At 51.0% G+C, this 15702-nt stretch carries 13 protein-coding genes and 1 pseudogene; 9 read left to right on the forward strand and 5 right to left on the reverse strand.

The window, feature by feature from the left end; genetic code table 11:
* Positions 1-95: 95 nt before the first annotated feature.
* The 3 genes from PUT07_RS11890 to PUT07_RS11900 form a co-directional block, all read right to left on the reverse strand.
* Positions 96-1622 carry an extracellular solute-binding protein gene (locus PUT07_RS11890; RefSeq protein WP_274468211.1) on the reverse strand — a complete coding sequence of 509 codons (1527 nt, stop codon included), beginning with the start codon at positions 1620-1622 and terminating at the stop codon, positions 96-98.
* A gap of 67 nt (positions 1623-1689) precedes the next feature.
* Complete coding sequence (locus PUT07_RS11895) at positions 1690-2559, reverse strand: carbohydrate ABC transporter permease (protein WP_274468212.1); 870 nt, start codon at positions 2557-2559, stop codon at positions 1690-1692.
* A gap of 29 nt (positions 2560-2588) precedes the next feature.
* Positions 2589-3554 (reverse strand): ABC transporter permease, encoded by a 966-nt coding sequence (locus PUT07_RS11900; protein WP_379239652.1) that lies wholly within the window; start codon positions 3552-3554, stop codon positions 2589-2591.
* 343 nt (positions 3555-3897) lie between these two features.
* On the opposite strand from PUT07_RS11900, the gene PUT07_RS11905 reads away from it, so the two are divergent.
* The 8 genes from PUT07_RS11905 to PUT07_RS11940 all read left to right on the forward strand — a co-directional run bounded on the left by PUT07_RS11905 (position 3898) and on the right by PUT07_RS11940 (position 13807).
* Positions 3898-6126, forward strand: a complete 2229-nt coding sequence (locus PUT07_RS11905; RefSeq protein ID WP_274468214.1) for a helix-turn-helix domain-containing protein — start codon at positions 3898-3900, stop codon at positions 6124-6126.
* Between the two features lie 120 nt (positions 6127-6246).
* On the forward strand, positions 6247-7059 hold the full coding sequence (gene speD, locus PUT07_RS11910; protein ID WP_274468215.1) for an adenosylmethionine decarboxylase: 813 nt from the start codon (positions 6247-6249) through the stop codon (positions 7057-7059).
* Positions 7060-7253: 194 nt separating this feature from the next.
* Positions 7254-7733 (forward strand): DUF6530 family protein, encoded by a 480-nt coding sequence (locus tag PUT07_RS11915; RefSeq protein WP_274468217.1) that lies wholly within the window; start codon positions 7254-7256, stop codon positions 7731-7733.
* A gap of 26 nt (positions 7734-7759) precedes the next feature.
* Complete coding sequence (locus PUT07_RS11920) at positions 7760-8767, forward strand: AAA family ATPase (RefSeq protein WP_274468218.1); 1008 nt, start codon at positions 7760-7762, stop codon at positions 8765-8767.
* Positions 8764-9855, forward strand: coding sequence for a vWA domain-containing protein (locus PUT07_RS11925; RefSeq protein WP_274468219.1), 1092 nt, complete (start codon positions 8764-8766; stop codon positions 9853-9855). Before PUT07_RS11920 ends, PUT07_RS11925 begins: the two co-directional genes overlap by 4 nt.
* Positions 9856-9894: 39 nt before the next feature.
* A complete protein-coding gene (locus tag PUT07_RS11930; RefSeq protein WP_274468220.1) occupies positions 9895-10257 on the forward strand; it encodes a GIY-YIG nuclease family protein in 363 nt (120 codons plus the stop codon).
* A 291-nt stretch (positions 10258-10548) separates the two neighbouring features.
* A complete protein-coding gene (locus PUT07_RS11935; RefSeq protein WP_274468221.1) occupies positions 10549-11574 on the forward strand; it encodes a glucosaminidase domain-containing protein in 1026 nt (341 codons plus the stop codon).
* Between the two features lie 154 nt (positions 11575-11728).
* Positions 11729-13807, forward strand: a complete 2079-nt coding sequence (locus PUT07_RS11940) for a thioredoxin domain-containing protein (protein ID WP_274468222.1) — start codon at positions 11729-11731, stop codon at positions 13805-13807.
* A gap of 69 nt (positions 13808-13876) precedes the next feature.
* Here PUT07_RS11940 and PUT07_RS11945 read toward each other — a convergent pair whose 3' ends face one another.
* Complete coding sequence (locus PUT07_RS11945; protein WP_145655172.1) at positions 13877-14035, reverse strand: DUF1540 domain-containing protein; 159 nt, start codon at positions 14033-14035, stop codon at positions 13877-13879.
* 173 nt (positions 14036-14208) lie between these two features.
* Between PUT07_RS11945 and PUT07_RS11950 the strand changes: the two genes are divergently transcribed.
* A complete protein-coding gene (locus tag PUT07_RS11950; RefSeq protein WP_274468223.1) occupies positions 14209-14427 on the forward strand; it encodes a double zinc ribbon domain-containing protein in 219 nt (72 codons plus the stop codon).
* A 15-nt stretch (positions 14428-14442) separates the two neighbouring features.
* Here the strand turns inward: PUT07_RS11950 and PUT07_RS11955 are convergent.
* A pseudogene (locus PUT07_RS11955) lies at positions 14443-15654 on the reverse strand (cytochrome P450).
* Positions 15655-15702: the final 48 nt, after the last annotated feature.

The raw sequence follows: 15702 nt of genomic DNA on the forward strand, positions 1-15702 counted from the left end.
TCGTCGTATGGAAGTCAATACCGATGGTTTGAGCCGGAAAGGTACAGAACGCCATGCAGGAAGCAGTCGCTCCCCGCAAGGCGTTCATCCGGGCATTACTTAAGCCTGTCGTAAGCGGTTTGTGTAATTTTCATCAATTCATCGACGCCCAGCTTCTTGGCCTCGGCCACATATTGATCCCATTCGCTCATGCTGCGTTGGCCGAGAATGAATTTCGTAATTTGTTCATTGCGGTGTTTGTCCACAGCCGCTTGGAGCAGGGAGACATTCGACAGTTCGCTTTCAATGTACTGAGGTCTCACGCGATAAACGCTATCGTGCTTGCGAGCCAATTCGTAGGCATTCCGCTGCTCCGGTGTGGCGGGAATGAGATGGGCGTCATAATCGAACCAAGTATAGGCGCCGTTCGTTGCCAGCCCTGTTTTTTTGCGGACATCGGTCACATCCAAATATTCAGGACGCAATTTCTTTTGCCCGTTCTCCGTGGTGTACACTTCGTCGCCCTTGCCCCAGCTCAGAATTTGCTTGCCCTCTTCGCTGTAGAACCAGTCGAAGGCTTTCAGGGCTTCCTTCACATTCTTCGATTTGGAGGAGAAGGTCATCCCTGTTTCGAGAATGTGCGTATACGGGTTCACCTTAAAGCCGGGCACTCCTTCCGGAGGTGTCATGAAGGCGAGGTTAAAGCTCGGATTCGTCTTCTTCATCGGGATATTAAATAAGTCCAACCGTCCGATGTAATCGAGGATCATGAACGTTTGATCGTTCGATACGGCATTCTGCCATTGCTGCACGTTGAATGTGAGCCAATCCGGCGGAATCAAGCCTTCTTTCTGCATGCGCTGGAAGAATTCGATCATCGATTTGTACTCGTTCTCGATAGGGCCGTAACGCACCTTGCCTGTTTTCTCATCCTGGAATAAGCCGTTCGTCGTACCGAACTGTGCGGAAGTAAAGTTCAGGATGCCGAGATTCGCTCCGCTTCGGAACGAGAAAGGGTAGCTGTTCGGGTACAGCTCCTTCAGTTTTTTGCCGACCGTAATGAGCTCTTCATAGTTCGTTGGGGGATTCAGTCCGTGCTTCTTGAAAATATCTTCCCTGTACATCCAGATAATCCGGTTCGTTTCGCCGAATCCTTCGTTCGGAAGCATATACATTTTACCGTCTGCGGCCAAAGAAGCTTTCGCAATTTCCGGGAATTTCTTTAACCAAGCGGTTAAATTCGGCATGACGTCTTTATAGTCGAGAATGTTAACGAGAACGCCTTGCTGGCCGAATTTATCGGCGTCCGCGCGAGGGTTGAAGAAGGTAATGTCCGGCATATTGCCTGAAGCGACATTCAGATTAATCGTGTCCTTGAGCTCGCCCGAAGGCAGCTGGACATTGAAAGTGGCGCCTGTCTTCTCTTCAATCCACTTCCAGACCACCCAGTCCTTGTTATAAGGCCAATTCGGATGACTCTCCAAAAGCATGGTAAACGTATGTTTCGTCTTCTCCGCAGGGGCGGGATTCGCTGAGCCTGCAGCGTCTGGCGACGCCGCCGGGGGGGTCGTTCCTGAGCAAGCGACTAATAATGAAGTGCAAATTGCGAGCGTTCCAAGTGACATACTCCATTTCTTCATCATGCTTGAATCTCTCCTCTTTGTTATTATTCATTTCCCCTAGACTTGGATGCTCAGTTGCTATGTATAGCTACGACTTGACCGCCCCAATCATCACGCCTTTCACGAAATACTTCTGCAGGAACGGGTAGGCCAAGAGGATGGGAACCGTGGAAACCATAATGGTCGCAAATTTCAGAGGCTCTTCCAGGACGACGTTCGCATCGCCGATCGCCGTGGTATCCGCTTGGTTCATCTGGCCGGCAAGCACGATGTTGCGCAGGATGACCTGCAGAGGGAAGAGCTCCTGATCCCGCAAATAAAGCAGAGGCAGCAAGAAGTTATTCCATAAGCCTACGGCGTAGAACAAGCCGATGGTTGCGAATACCGCTTGCGATAATGGAAGAACGATCCGGAAGAAAACGCCGATATCGCTCAATCCGTCCATTTGACCGGATTCCTCCAGCTCCGCCGGAATCGCGGAGAAGAATGTACGCATGATAAGCAAGTTCCAAGTGCCCACTGCGCCAGGCAGCACCATGCCCCATATCGTGTCCATCACGCCAAGCTCTTTGACCACTAGAAAGGTCGGAATCATCCCGCCGCTGAAAAATAGGGTGAAAATGATCATCAGAGTGAATCCGCGCCCGAATATCATGTGCCGTTTGGCCAGGGCATAAGCGCCGAGCGAAGTGATGACCAGAGAAATCGCCGTACCAACTACGACGTAAACGATCGTGTTCCAGTAGGCGGTTCCGATGCGCGGATCTTTCAATACTACTTTATACATGTCGAGGGTAAATCCTTTCGGATACCAGCTAATATCGCCCTTGAGCACATGAATGTTGCTGCTGAGGGAAACGGCGGCCATGTAGATGAACGGATACAGGGTCATCACAACGACGCCTAGAAGGATGATGACGTTGATGACGGAGAACAACGATATTTTCGAAAGCTTCATTATGGAATATCCTCCTTAGCCTGCAAGGTCTACCAGAGACTTGTTTCGGAGAAGCGTTTGCTCAGCGCATTCGTGGTGTAGATGAAGAGGAAGCAGACGACGCCGGTGAACATGTCGATCGCAGCTGCGTAGCTGAAGTTGCCGCTGACAAGTCCCGTACGGTAGACGTAAGTGCTTAAGATGTCGGCCGTGGAATAAGTCGCCGGGTTATAGAGAAGGAACACTTTCTCGAAACCGATCTCCAGCACGCGTCCGACATTCAGGATGAATAGGATAATGATGGTCGTGGAGATTCCTGGCAGCGTGACATTCCACAGCTTGCGGAAGCGGCTCGCGCCGTCCATATCGGCGGCTTCATAGAGGGAAGGATCGATCGAAGAGAGCGCAGCCAAGTAAATGATCGCTTCCCAGCCGATATGCTGCCATATTTCCGAGCTTACATAGATGAATCGGAAGAGCTCCGGCTTCACCATGAAGTGGATCGGTTCCAAGCCGAAAGTTTGAATCAATTGATTAACGAAGCCTTGCGAAGGTGAGAGGAACATGACGACCATACCGGCCACAACGACGTTGGAGATGAAATGCGGTAAATAACTGACCGTTTGCACGAAACGTTTGAATAGCATATGTTTTAACTCATTCAGCAGGAGAGCCAATACGATGGGAGCGGGGAATCCGAAAATGAGCTTGTTCACCCCGAGTAAAAACGTGTTTCGCAGCAGCACCCAGAAATCGGGACTGTTAAAAAACATGTTGTAATACTTCAGGCCAACCCAATTGCTGCTCCATATCCCCTTGTACAGGTTATAGTCTTTGAAGGAGATGACGATACCGAACATGGGTAAATACTTAAATAGCACATAGTACAGCAAACAAGGCAAGAACATGAGCAATAAATATTTGCTTCTTGCGATCTTCCTCCATAGGAGCCTTCGACTGGACACGGCCGGTAAGGGAAGATCCGACTTGGCTCCGGCTGCGTCTAACTTATTCATTGGCATATACCCCTCACTTTCCTATTCGCGGTATGTTGGAGCTGTCACTGGCCTTGCCGAACAGAGCATCTTGGCTGCTGTTGCCGCTGCTTGGAAAAAGCATAACACCGTTCACGCGGGATGTAATCCGTGACATTTCCGAATTGTCCCCACTTTCTAAGAATTCCGTAAATATGTTAAGTTTTCGTGAAAGAATGAAATTGCAAAGTGGCAGGTTTGTCCGTATTATTTAAGTAAGACTTCTGCTATCCGCGACGGATGGAGGAAACGATCGTTCAGCGCATCTAAACCGGAGGTGGGTAGGATACGATTAATAACGCGATTTCAATCCAGAACTTCTTCCTTGCTCATTCGTTTGCTGGTTGGGTTTCTTACGGTCATTGTGCTTCTTATGTCGTTTAACTACTTGTCCTTTACGTTTTTTCAAAACAATATTCGCAATGAAATCATCCGTTATAACGCGCAAAATATTCGCTTTACCTCCGAGCGGTATGAGGAACATTTTCAATTAGTGCAAAAGCAGATGTACGCACTATATTTCCATGATGATGTGAACCGGCTTCAGAAAGCTAGCGGGAACGCTCGATTCGAGCTGCTGGATCGGGTGAAACAAGAAATCGTTAAGGTTGTGGGGAATCCCCTCATCTACGTGGACAACGCGATCATCGTTTTCAAAGAGGGTTCATTGACGCTCAGCAGGAACGGAACGAACGACAGGGTGGCGATGTTCGAGAAGTTTTATGCCAGCCGGGATTACCCGGATGCCTTTTGGCAGAAGCAGTTCAATGAAACGTACGCGTCCAAGCTGTTCCCCATGTCGATGTTCTACGAGCATGCTTTCCATCAATCCGGGGATGCGACGTTCATGGGCCGCTTCATCCCGTATATTGTCAAGCACTGGCAGAACGATGACTTCTACCTCGTGGCCATGCTGGATGCCGACAAGCTGTTCGACGCGTTCCACCGGTCGGTCAACTCCAATTTCGTTATTCTGGACAAACAAGGCGAGTTGTTGTTCGCTACAGGCGGAGCGGCAGCCCGCACGAATCTCCCGAATCTGCCTGCCGGCAAAACGTATTTCTTGCACGACAATACCTATTACTTCTATCAGACCGGAGCGAATAGCGGTTTCACCTATTTAAATATCATTCCAGGGGCTAGTATATCGGAGCAGGTATCCAAGCTTAATTTGACGTTGATCGTTCTGCTGGTGTTAGCCTTGATCGTAAGCATCGTCGTTTCTGTATTATTCAGCGTACGCTTTAACCGCCCTGTGAAGCGGCTTGTCACTTCGCTTCAGATGCCGGGCGGAGAGGATCTGCGGTTCAAAAGCAATATCCGCGAATTCGAGCTGATCGGTCAGAAGCTGGACGATATGCTCCAAGCGAACGCACGGATCCAATCGGATCTCGCGCAGAAAAATATTCAGCTCATGTCCTATGATTACTTGAATAAGCTGAAGAAGATCTACAGCGGATCGCGGGGAAGCGTCGACATCGTTTCCACACAGGAATATCGATTCGTCGTCTATGAAGTGACCTACAAGGACAGGTTCTGGGAGGAAATGAGAGAAGAGCCCGGACCTTTAACGTACAGCATTTATACATATATCAATCATAGCTTGCTGCAAGTATTCCCCGCATCGTTAACGATTCAGGTGGAGAGCCTCCAGATACTGTCGGTCATTAACGAAATCGACGATGAGCGATTCGAAGCTTATCTGTCGGAGCTGCTGAAGGTCGTCGCTCATGACGCCGATTTCTATTTCCTGACGATTGCCCTATCACCGGCCTATCCGCAGTCTTTCGATTTCACGGTAGCTTATGAACAGACGGTTAAGCTGTTGAAGGAGCGCAAGCTTAACGAGGATACCCAAATCGTTCGTGAGCCGAACGGCCGCCCGGCGATGCATCGGCTTACGGCAGCACAGGAACAACAGTTCGACTCCAATCTGGCTGCAGGCAACACGCAGGAGCTGCTGCATCTGCTTGACCGTCAGCTGGCCATTATGGAACGCAAGTGCGAAACCTTGCTGCAGTATCAAGAATTTCTGGTCGATATCGTTCAGAAGGTGCGGAAGTCGTTCCATACGCTGCGCTTAGACGAACGGGCGCTGCAGCCAATTATCTCCGGGCTCAATACAGGGCAAAGCTTTTACTCGGGGAAGCATTACCGCAAATTTTTCAGCCAGCTGCTTGTTGCCGCTTGCGAGGAAATTAGAAGGAATCAGAAGAACGGCGACCCTGTCATCGACTTTGTTTTTGACTACGTATCCAACAACTATACTCAAGATATAAGTTTGGACATTTTGGCCGAACATCTGCATATCACCGGCGGATACTTATCCACGTATTTCAAAGAGAAAACAGGGGAAAACTTCATTGATTACGTGAATGGAGTTCGAGTCGGCATAGCCCAGCAGCTGCTGCTGGAAACGGATTTGCGCATTCAGGATGTCGCTTCCCGTGCAGGCTATCAGAATATTAATTCGTTCAACCGGATGTTCAAGAAATTCACAGGCGTGTCGCCCAGGGAATTCCGGAAGGAGAAGCGGACGGAAGAGGAAGAGTAGGAGCAGCAGCTGCTCTTTTTTTATTGCGATCTGCCGAATAATGGAATAGAAGCGCCTCCGGCATCACATGATAAGTCTAGCCGTTCATCAAGAAATCATGAGACGCAAGGGGGAGCTTATATGAAATTAACGACGGAGCAGCGGATTACCCTCCACGGGTTTAATAACTTGACCAAATCGTTAAGTTTTAATATGTACGACATTTGCTTTACGAAGACGAAGGAAGAGCGCGAAGCGTATATTGCCTACATCGACCAGCAGTACAATGCGGAGCGGTTGACGGCTATCTTGAAATCCGTAGCCGATATCATCGGTGCGCATGTTCTTAATATCGCCAAGCAGGACTATGAGCCTCAGGGATCGAGTGTGACGATGCTGGTCTCGGAAGGGCCGATCGAGAAGGCGCCTAACGAATCGTTCGAGGAATCGCCCGGACCTCTCCCGGAGGCCGTCGTCATGCATCTGAACACCAGCCACATTACGGTGCATACGTATCCCGAATATCATCCGGATGAAGGCATCAGCACCTTCAGGGCTGACATCGACGTCTCCACCTGCGGGGAAATATCTCCGCTGAAGGCGCTCAATTACCTCATCCACTCCTTCGATAACGACATTCTGACGATGGATTATAGGGTTAGGGGCTTCACCCGCGACATTAATGGTCATAAGCTGTTCATCGATCACGAAATCAGTTCGATCCAGAACTATATCCCCAGCGATATCCAAGACTTGTATCAGATGATCGATGTGAACGTCTATCAGGAAAACATTTTCCACACCAAATGCAAGCTGCGTGAGTTTGATCTCAACAATTATTTGTTCGGCTATACGAAAGATTCGCTGAGCAAGGAGGAGCAGCTGGAGATCGAGAAGAGCGTGAAGTGGGAGATGGATGAGATTTTTTACGGGAAAAATATGGTGTTTACTTGAATATGTACGGTCGCATCGGACGGTGTAACACAGCTAGGGCCTCCAGGAAATCATTCCTGGGGCTTTTTGGCATTTCAAGACAAATACCCGGATTGACAAACGGTCGAAGGCAGCGTATGATAAGTTTCAGATTTAGTAAATTAGTAAATTAGTAATTTAGTAAATGAAAAAACTGAAGTGGAGTGTGCCCACCAATGAAAATTCCAACATCTTTGAAACATAAACCCGTTATCGTTTCTGAAAATTACGAGCAGGTTGACGGCAGATATGCCAACAACACGGATGCTCAAGGCTTATCGTTAGGACTCGCCCAATGGAACGACCGGGGCAAGGTTGATATTTCAGCCAAAGTATGGAGATACACCGGGGAGAAGTGGTCGAGGCAATCCGAGGAGCTGCCCATGCACCGTGTGCTGGACCTGGCTATTCTGATATGCAGAAGCAACCTGTACTTCCAGGACGCCTATCGCTTCCCCAAAATGTACGATCCCGAGAATACGATGATTGACCGTATCGGTCTGCAAGGGGATGCGATGACGGTATCCGTCTGTGCCGACAATCCCATGATCGACCAAGATATTCAGTTATTCGCTCAAGCTCTTGGCGACGACGGCGAAATGATCGGCGAAAGGCTTCGCGTCTTATCCAGCCTGCTGAAAGAGATGGGTTATTGAAATGAGAGCTAGAAAGGAACATTGTTATGGAAAAACTTGAAGATTATACGCTGTCTCCCGGCAGGCTATTTACCGCTAGCGAACGAGAGCTGATTTGGAGCAAACCCTCCTCCCATAAAGTCAGTGAAGAAGAACGCCGAATATGCCGGGAAATCAAGCGGAATTGGCAGCGCGGCGAAATGAAAATCGCCAATATTTTGCTTGAGGGCGATGCCGGGACCGGCAAAACGCAGCTGGCCAAAGCATTGTCGGCGGAGCTCGGGCTGCCGTATACGAAAGTGACCTGTTTCGCCGATATGGATAAATCGGATATTATCGGCTCCATTTTGCCGGTCATTCCGCCGGAGACATCCGACTCGCAGGAGCATGGTGAGCAAAGCGCAGCGTCCAAGCATGAGAAGGATGCGGTCGAATACCGCTTTTATCCTTCCGAGATTGTCCGCGCTTATCAAAATGGCTACCTGCTGGAAATTCAAGAACCGACCGTTATTCGGGACGCCGCGGTATTAATGGCTCTGAACTCGGCATTAGAGCTGGATGGGAGCATCAATCTGCCGACCGGGATCATTCGCAGACATCCGGATTTCGTTGCCGTTATAACAACCAACCGCAGTTATGCAGGAACGAGACCGCTGAATGAAGCGCTGCGCGACAGAGTTCAGCATACGGAGAAGATGGACCTGCCCGCGAAAGCAACGATGGTTGAAAGGGCTAAGGCGAAGACAGGCTTCCAAGACGATAAAGTGTTGGATGTTCTCGCCGATACGATCATTATTTTGGACCAAACGGCCCGGGCTCATGCAATCAAGGGCGTGGCCGGCATGCGCTCCTACTTTTATTGGGGGGATGCCGTGGCCGGCGGCGCTTCAGTCAAGCAATCTCTGTATCATAAAGTCATTTATAAAATTACAACCGACGAAGAAGAAATCAAGATACTGGAAGAAGCCTTGCAGCGGCATGGCTTGCTTGCCGGATTGGACGAAGTGGAGTCCGATCTTCAAAAAAAAAACGGATTTTGGATACCGCAGAAATGAAGTCGTGGGGTGAGCTGGACAGCTTCGAATTGGAGCCGGACACGCAAGCGGAGGCTGAGGGCATAGCCCTGAAGAGAACGGCGGATAGCGAAGCCAATGCTTCTCAGGCTGCCGACGACTCGACGAGAATGGAAAGCTCAGACAAAGGGGAACACGGAGCCTCCAAATATCATCAAGCCAATCCCGAAGCTATGACGGAGATTGAGCAGCAGCAAGAGCGCAATTTCCGCCAGAAATTGAATCGTGACGCCCGTGAGATCGTATCCGACTCGATTCATAAGGGGGTCAAACTCATTGTGCATCGCCCCTCCTACAGCGGGTCCGATGAGCAGGAATATAAGCGTGTTAGCAGAGAGCTAATGCCTGTCGTCCGAGAAATTGCTCGAAAAACTTTACCGCTGCTGGAGCATGAACATGCACCTGAATTTGCCAGAAACCAACTGTATGGCAGCAAGTTTCAAGCGGACAGCGTCGCGTATCATGATTTCAGATACTTCGCCAAGAAACGGCCGCCGACGGAGTCTCCGTCGCTTGTCGTTGGCTTAAGAGTTGATGAGTCCGCCTCCATGGCTGCCTTCGGGCGTCTGGACGCGGCCAAGCGTGCAGTGCTGGCCGTTTATGAGTTTTGTCGAATGTGCGATATTCCTATACTCATTCACGGAGATACGGCGGACGTATCCAAGCTGGAGATGATGTCGATTTATGCTTACGCCGATTATGAACAGACCGATCCGCGTGATCGTTTCAGGCTGATGGGCATTCGCGCCAGAAGCAACAACCGTGACGGGATGGCGCTTCGCATTATGGCCGATCGGCTGGTGAGGGCGCAGCAGACGACGAAGCTGTTGATCAGCATCAGTGACGGGCAGCCCAAAGCGATGGAGGATTACTCCGGCATAGTGGCCATGCAAGACATGCAGATGACCATCGCGGAATACGCGCGGAAGGGAATTACTTTTGCCGCCGCCGCGATCGGCCAGGACAAAGAGGTCATTAGTCACATCTATGGGCACGAGAGATTCATGGATATTACGAATTTGCAAGAGCTGCCTGCGAAATTGGTTCGCATGATCGCCAGATATTTGTAAGGCAGTGCGGATGTATAGAAAGGAAAGGAGAACGACAACGTGGACAAAAGCAGACGAAAGGAATTGCAGGAGCAATTCAAAGAAATTAAGACTTATATGGGCGTCATTCAAATTAAGAATCAAGTTAACGGCAAAATATTTATCGATAGCCATTCGAATTTGAAAAATAAATGGATGACTATACAGATGCAATTAGACATGGGGAGATTCGCCAATCTTCAATTGCAGAAAGACTGGACCGAATTGGGCGGCGACTCTTTCACCTATGAAGTGCTGGAACAGAAGGAAACGGACCAAGTGACGGATATGCGCTGGGAGCTCAAGCTCATGGAGAAGCCGTGGCTGGAGAAATTGCAGCCCTATGGAGACCGCGGTTACAACAAGCTGCCGCTCAAAAAGTAGACGTAAAATCCCATATATTTACCAATACAAATATTAGAAAGCATCCTTGCGGATGCTTTTTTTCATTTTTTTCAACATGAATTAGACGTTAACCTAGCAACTCTGACTGTATACATAGTATTGCGACAAATTTAGTTCAATTTGGCCACCGACAAAGTGACAAGTTTATAGCAAGGATTTGTGTACAATCATTTAAAATATGATCTAATTCTTTCCGAGTGGAATAATTAGCGTCTTCTCTGCTTACTAATTACAAGATGTCCCAAATTCATGTGTTAAAGAGGTGTAAACATGCGTAGTCCATTAAGACATTACATTTTGACGTTCCTGCTATGTGTAACGCTTCTCGCCACGATGGGTTTCGATTATGTAACCCGGAAGAACACTTACAATCCTGAGACAACTTCGAATTCCAAAGCAGCTGCCGAGTCTGACTATCCGTTGATAATGACTAGCGCCCCGATAGATCCCCAGGATCAAGCGAACACGCCTTCCGCGATTGCCGCGGACGCTGTGAACATATCATCTCCTACAAGTCCGAATGTGGAGAGCCCCATCGTTGAACCGGCCGCCCCGGAAGTTCAGCAGGCGAAATATGAAGTAACAGCCTACTATCTCAACGTACGCGCGGAAGCGAACAACACATCGCAAATATTGGGCGTTGTAACGAAGGGCAGTACGCTGGAAGTCGTTGGCCCGACAGACCAAGGCTGGCTCGAACTGAAGAGCGGGGGCTATGTCCACGGCGGTTATGCAGCGTTGATCGGCGCAGAAGACGTCAAGCCATCCCCCCAGCTGCAAACGGTCCAGCAAAGCGCTGAACGCACCCTTGTCGTACAAGCTGCGCCTCCTGAGAAGAATAGCCAACCGGCCGAGCCTAGCAAACCGACCTCCAAGGTCAAGTCGGCATCCGGGCTGACGGAAGAGCATATTGCGAAAATCATTGAAAATACCGCCTTGGAAGGCCAAGGTTTAGAGAAGCCGATACTGGAAATCGAGGAAATGTACGGAATTAATTCCTACTTCACGATAGCGGTGATGAAGCTGGAAAGCGGACATGGCAAAAGCCAGCTGGCCAGAACCAAAAACAATTTATTCGGACTTAACGCTGTGGACAGCGATGCCTATAATAAAGCGATCAGCTTCAAAACAAAAGGGGACAGTGTAAAGAAATTCGGTGAAATCATCTCCGCGTTTTATTTTGACAAAGGATTGACAAGCGTTGAGAAAGTAGCCGGAAAATACTGCCAAGCCAACTCCAAATGGCCGTCGCTGGTGAAAAGCATTATGAACAGCGATTATGATAAGATTGCCTAAGTGGATGCTTTACTGAGAGTATCTCGGAACTTATGTGGAATTGTCAAACGACCAATCTAACAGTAGAATTGAAATGAAACCGGACCATGAAACGCCGATTTCAACGAATAGATTACATATGATCCCAAATGGAGATTGGTAGAGGTGGTGCTCAATGACAACGCAAAGCAACCCCAACCGATTAGCCGCTGAGAAATCGCCGTATTTGCTGCAGCACGCACACAACCCCGTTGATTGGTATCCTTGGTCTCAAGAGGCCTTCGCAAAAGCAAAGCAAGAAAACAAGCCTGTTTTCTTATCGATTGGCTACTCGACCTGTCATTGGTGTCACGTCATGGCACATGAATCGTTTGAAGATCCGATTATAGCCGAGATGCTGAACCGGGATTTCATTTCCATCAAAGTCGATCGCGAGGAGCGCCCCGATGTCGATCACATCTATATGGCGGTTTGCCAAGCGATGACGGGACAAGGCGGCTGGCCGCTGACGGTGTTCATGACACCGGAGAAGAAATCGTTCTTCGCCGGGACGTACTTTCCGCGCAGCCGTAAGTACAACCGGGCCGGCATGGTCGAGCTCATCGCCCAATTCGCGGCCAAGTGGAAGGAAGACGCCGAGCGGATCCGCGAGATCGGCGAACAAGTGATGCAAGAGACGACGCATAGGCTGCTGAGCAGCCGCACGGGCGGCGAATTGAATGAGGAGACGCTGCATGAAGCATTCCGTCAGTACGAGCATTCCTTCGATTCAGCCAACGGAGGCTTCGGAACTTCTCCCAAATTTCCGGCTGCGCACCAATTATCGTTCCTGCTCAGATACTATCAGAGAACGGGGAACGAGCGTGCGCTCGAAATGGTCGAGAAGACGCTGGACGCCATGCATCGCGGCGGCATGTACGATCACATCGGATTCGGTTTCGCGCGGTATTCCGTGGACGAGAGATGGCTCGTACCCCATTTCGAGAAAATGCTGTACGATAACGCCCTGCTCCTGATGACGTATACGGAAGCGCATCAAGTAACGGGCAAAGCGAAATACGCAGAAGTTGCGCATCAAATCATCACATATGTGCTGCGGGAGATGACGGATGGGGCAGGAGCTTTCTATTCCGCGGAAGACGCCGATTCGGAGGGCGTGGAAGGGAAATTCTACGTATGGACGCCGGATGAAGTGGAGGATGTGCTCGGCATCGACGAGAGCGATCTCTTCTGCGAGCTGTTCGATATTACGGATGAAGGCAACTTCGAGGGGCACAGCATCCCGAATCTGCTTCAGACGACGCTAGAATCGTTCGCCAGACGGAAGCGGATTCCGCCGGACGAGCTGATGGCGCGCATAGAGGCGGCGCGCACCAAGCTGTTCGAACACCGCGAGCGGCGCGTGCGTCCGGGCAAGGACGACAAAATTCTGACCGCATGGAATGGTCTGATGATCGCCGCGCTGTCCAAGGCCGCACGTGCCTTGGACGAGCCAGGCTATGCGGAAGCGGCCGCCAAAGCCGCGGATTTCCTGCTTCGCGAGCTGTGCCGCGAAGACGGGCGTTTGCTGGCCCGCTACCGGGACGGCGAAGCGGCCTTCCTTGGCTACGTGGACGATTACGCGTTCCTCGTCTGGGGCTTGCTCGAGCTGTACGAGACGACGTTCGAGCTGCGCTATCTTCGTGAAGCACTCCAGCTGAACGCCGACATGCTTCGTCTCTTCGGAGACGAAGAGGGGGGAGGGCTGTTCTTCTACGGCAGCGATGCCGAGCAGCTGCCCGCCCGCCCCAAAGAGATCTACGACGGCGCGATGCCGTCGGGCAACGGAGCAGCCGCGCTGAACTTGCTGCGGCTGGCGAGACTGAGCTACGACGCGAAGCTGTCGCAGGCTGCGGACCGGCAGCTCCAGGCGTTCGCCGGAGCGGTGCGGAACCATCCGCCGGGCCATGCGCTGACGCTGGCCGCGCTTGATTTCGCTTATGGCGAAGCCAGCGAAATCGTCATCGCCGGCGACCCGGCGAAGCCGGATACGCAGCGCATGCTGCGCGCCGTACAGCGGCAATATGTGCCGAATGCGCTGCTGATTCTTCACCCTCCGGGGGCCGCGGGTGAGGAGGTGCGCAGGCTGATACCGCTCGCCGGAGACAAGCTGCCGCTCGGCGGCCGGGCAACCGCGTACGTCTGCCGGAACTTCGCCTGCCATTCGCCGACACAAGATATCGAAGAGCTTGAAAATCTTTCGCGCGAAGACTGATAATAATTATCATTATTGGTTACAATAGGTGTAGAGGAAAAAGAGGCCCCTGAGGGCCTCTTCCAACGACTAAACTTTAGGTTCGAACGTTTTGCAGTCGGTTTCTTCGGAATTGCGCGCTTGATTGCTGCCGTGGTGACTCACGACATAAATCGAAGACGCATTGCATTTGTTGCCGTTTGCCCAATATTTACAGGAATTTACTTCGCATAGTACATCCTTTGCCATGTTACCCTCACCTCCTTTACCTCATAGGGTGGGGTAATTTGGCATGTTTTTATACATGGCAACGATGTAAATTCGAAAAAAAAGCGGAAGCTCCGATACTCACCAATCCTCCTGTATGCCTCATATACTTGAGTAGGGTTAGCTACGACAAGCTACGACAAGAAGGTGAAGGCATGGCGGAGAAGAATGAGCTGCAGCAGTGCGTCCGCTGCAAATTCGTTACGGAGAAAGAGGATCGCTACTGCATCAAATGCGGAGCCCCGCTCAAAAACCGGTGCACCCGGGAGAAGACGCTGCTTCACAAGGGCTGCTCCAAGGTGAATAAGCCGGATGCCAAGTTTTGCGCGGATTGCGGTACCGCAACGATATTTAACGAGTGGGGACTGCTGTGAGCAGTCCCTCTGTCATTATGCGAGCGGCGAAAGCTTGACGGTAAACTGTTTCACCCCGTATACGAACGGGCTCTGGATGTACATCATCTCCGAGCCTGGGACAAACCGGATCTCCCCGAACCTCTTCACAAGGGCCTCAATGACGAGTTGTGCTTCCAACCGGGCTAACGGCGCACCCAAGCAGAAATGAATGCCGAAGCCGAATGAGAGATGGGCATTGGGTTTGCGGTCGGCAATAAACGTATCCGGTTCCGGGAATTTGGCCTCGTCGCGGTTCGCCGAGGCGACCCAAGAGACGACTTGCTCTCCCTGCCGGATCCGCTTGTCTCCGATCTCGACATCTTGGGTCGCTACCCGGCCAATCGCCTGAATCGGCGGATAGTAACGCAGGACTTCCTCGATAAACCCGGGAATAAGCGCCGGATCGCCGCGAAGCAGGGACTGGAGCGCGGGGTCTTCCGTCAAGCGGCGGACGGCGTTCGTAATCAAATTCGTCGTCGTTTCGTTACCGGCCGCGAGGAGCAGGATCGAGAAACCGAGAATCTCCGGGTCGGAGAGCTTCTCGCCCTCGATTTCGGCTGCCAGCAGAAGGGAAATCAGATCTTCTCGGGGCTCGCTGCGGCGCTGCTTGACAATATGGGCGAAGTACGCGGTCAGTTCGTCTGTAGCCCGCTCCTTCTCGGCGATCACTTGAAGGAACGCCTCATCCGTGTTCTAGTCCGGTCCCTTGACGAGAATGTCCGACCATTCCTTGAATAAGCTGCGATCCTCCGGAGGGACGCCGAGCAGCTCGGCGATAATAATCACGGGCAGCGGAACGGCCAGCGCAGAGACGATGTCTGCCGTTGTCGTCGCCTTATGTTCAATTTCATCCAACAACTCTGCGGTAATCGAGGAGATGCGGGATGCCAAATCCGCGACCACCTTGGGGGTAAAGGCTTTGTTCACCAACCCTCTCAGTTGGGAATGGCGGGGCGGATCCATCGTAAGTATGGTTTCTCTGTCCTTGACGGCTAGGGCCCGCCGGGAAGAGAAGGTGGCGGGATCTTTGAGAATCCGGTGAACGTCCTCGTAGCGGAAAACATCCCAGCAGCTTCGGCTTTCATCATAACGAACCGGCGTCTTTTGGCGCAGCTCGTTAAACACAGGGAAAGGCTGAAGCCTTTTTTCCTTCGTGTTCAATTCAGCCATTGGGATAATATTGGCGTAACGTTGCGATTTGTCCATAACCGTTCAGTAAGCTCCTCTCCAAATTGATCTAAAGGTTAACTTGCC

It is taken from the genome of Paenibacillus sp. MAHUQ-63 (assembly GCF_028765165.1).
Taxonomy (GTDB): domain Bacteria; phylum Bacillota; class Bacilli; order Paenibacillales; family NBRC-103111; genus Paenibacillus_E.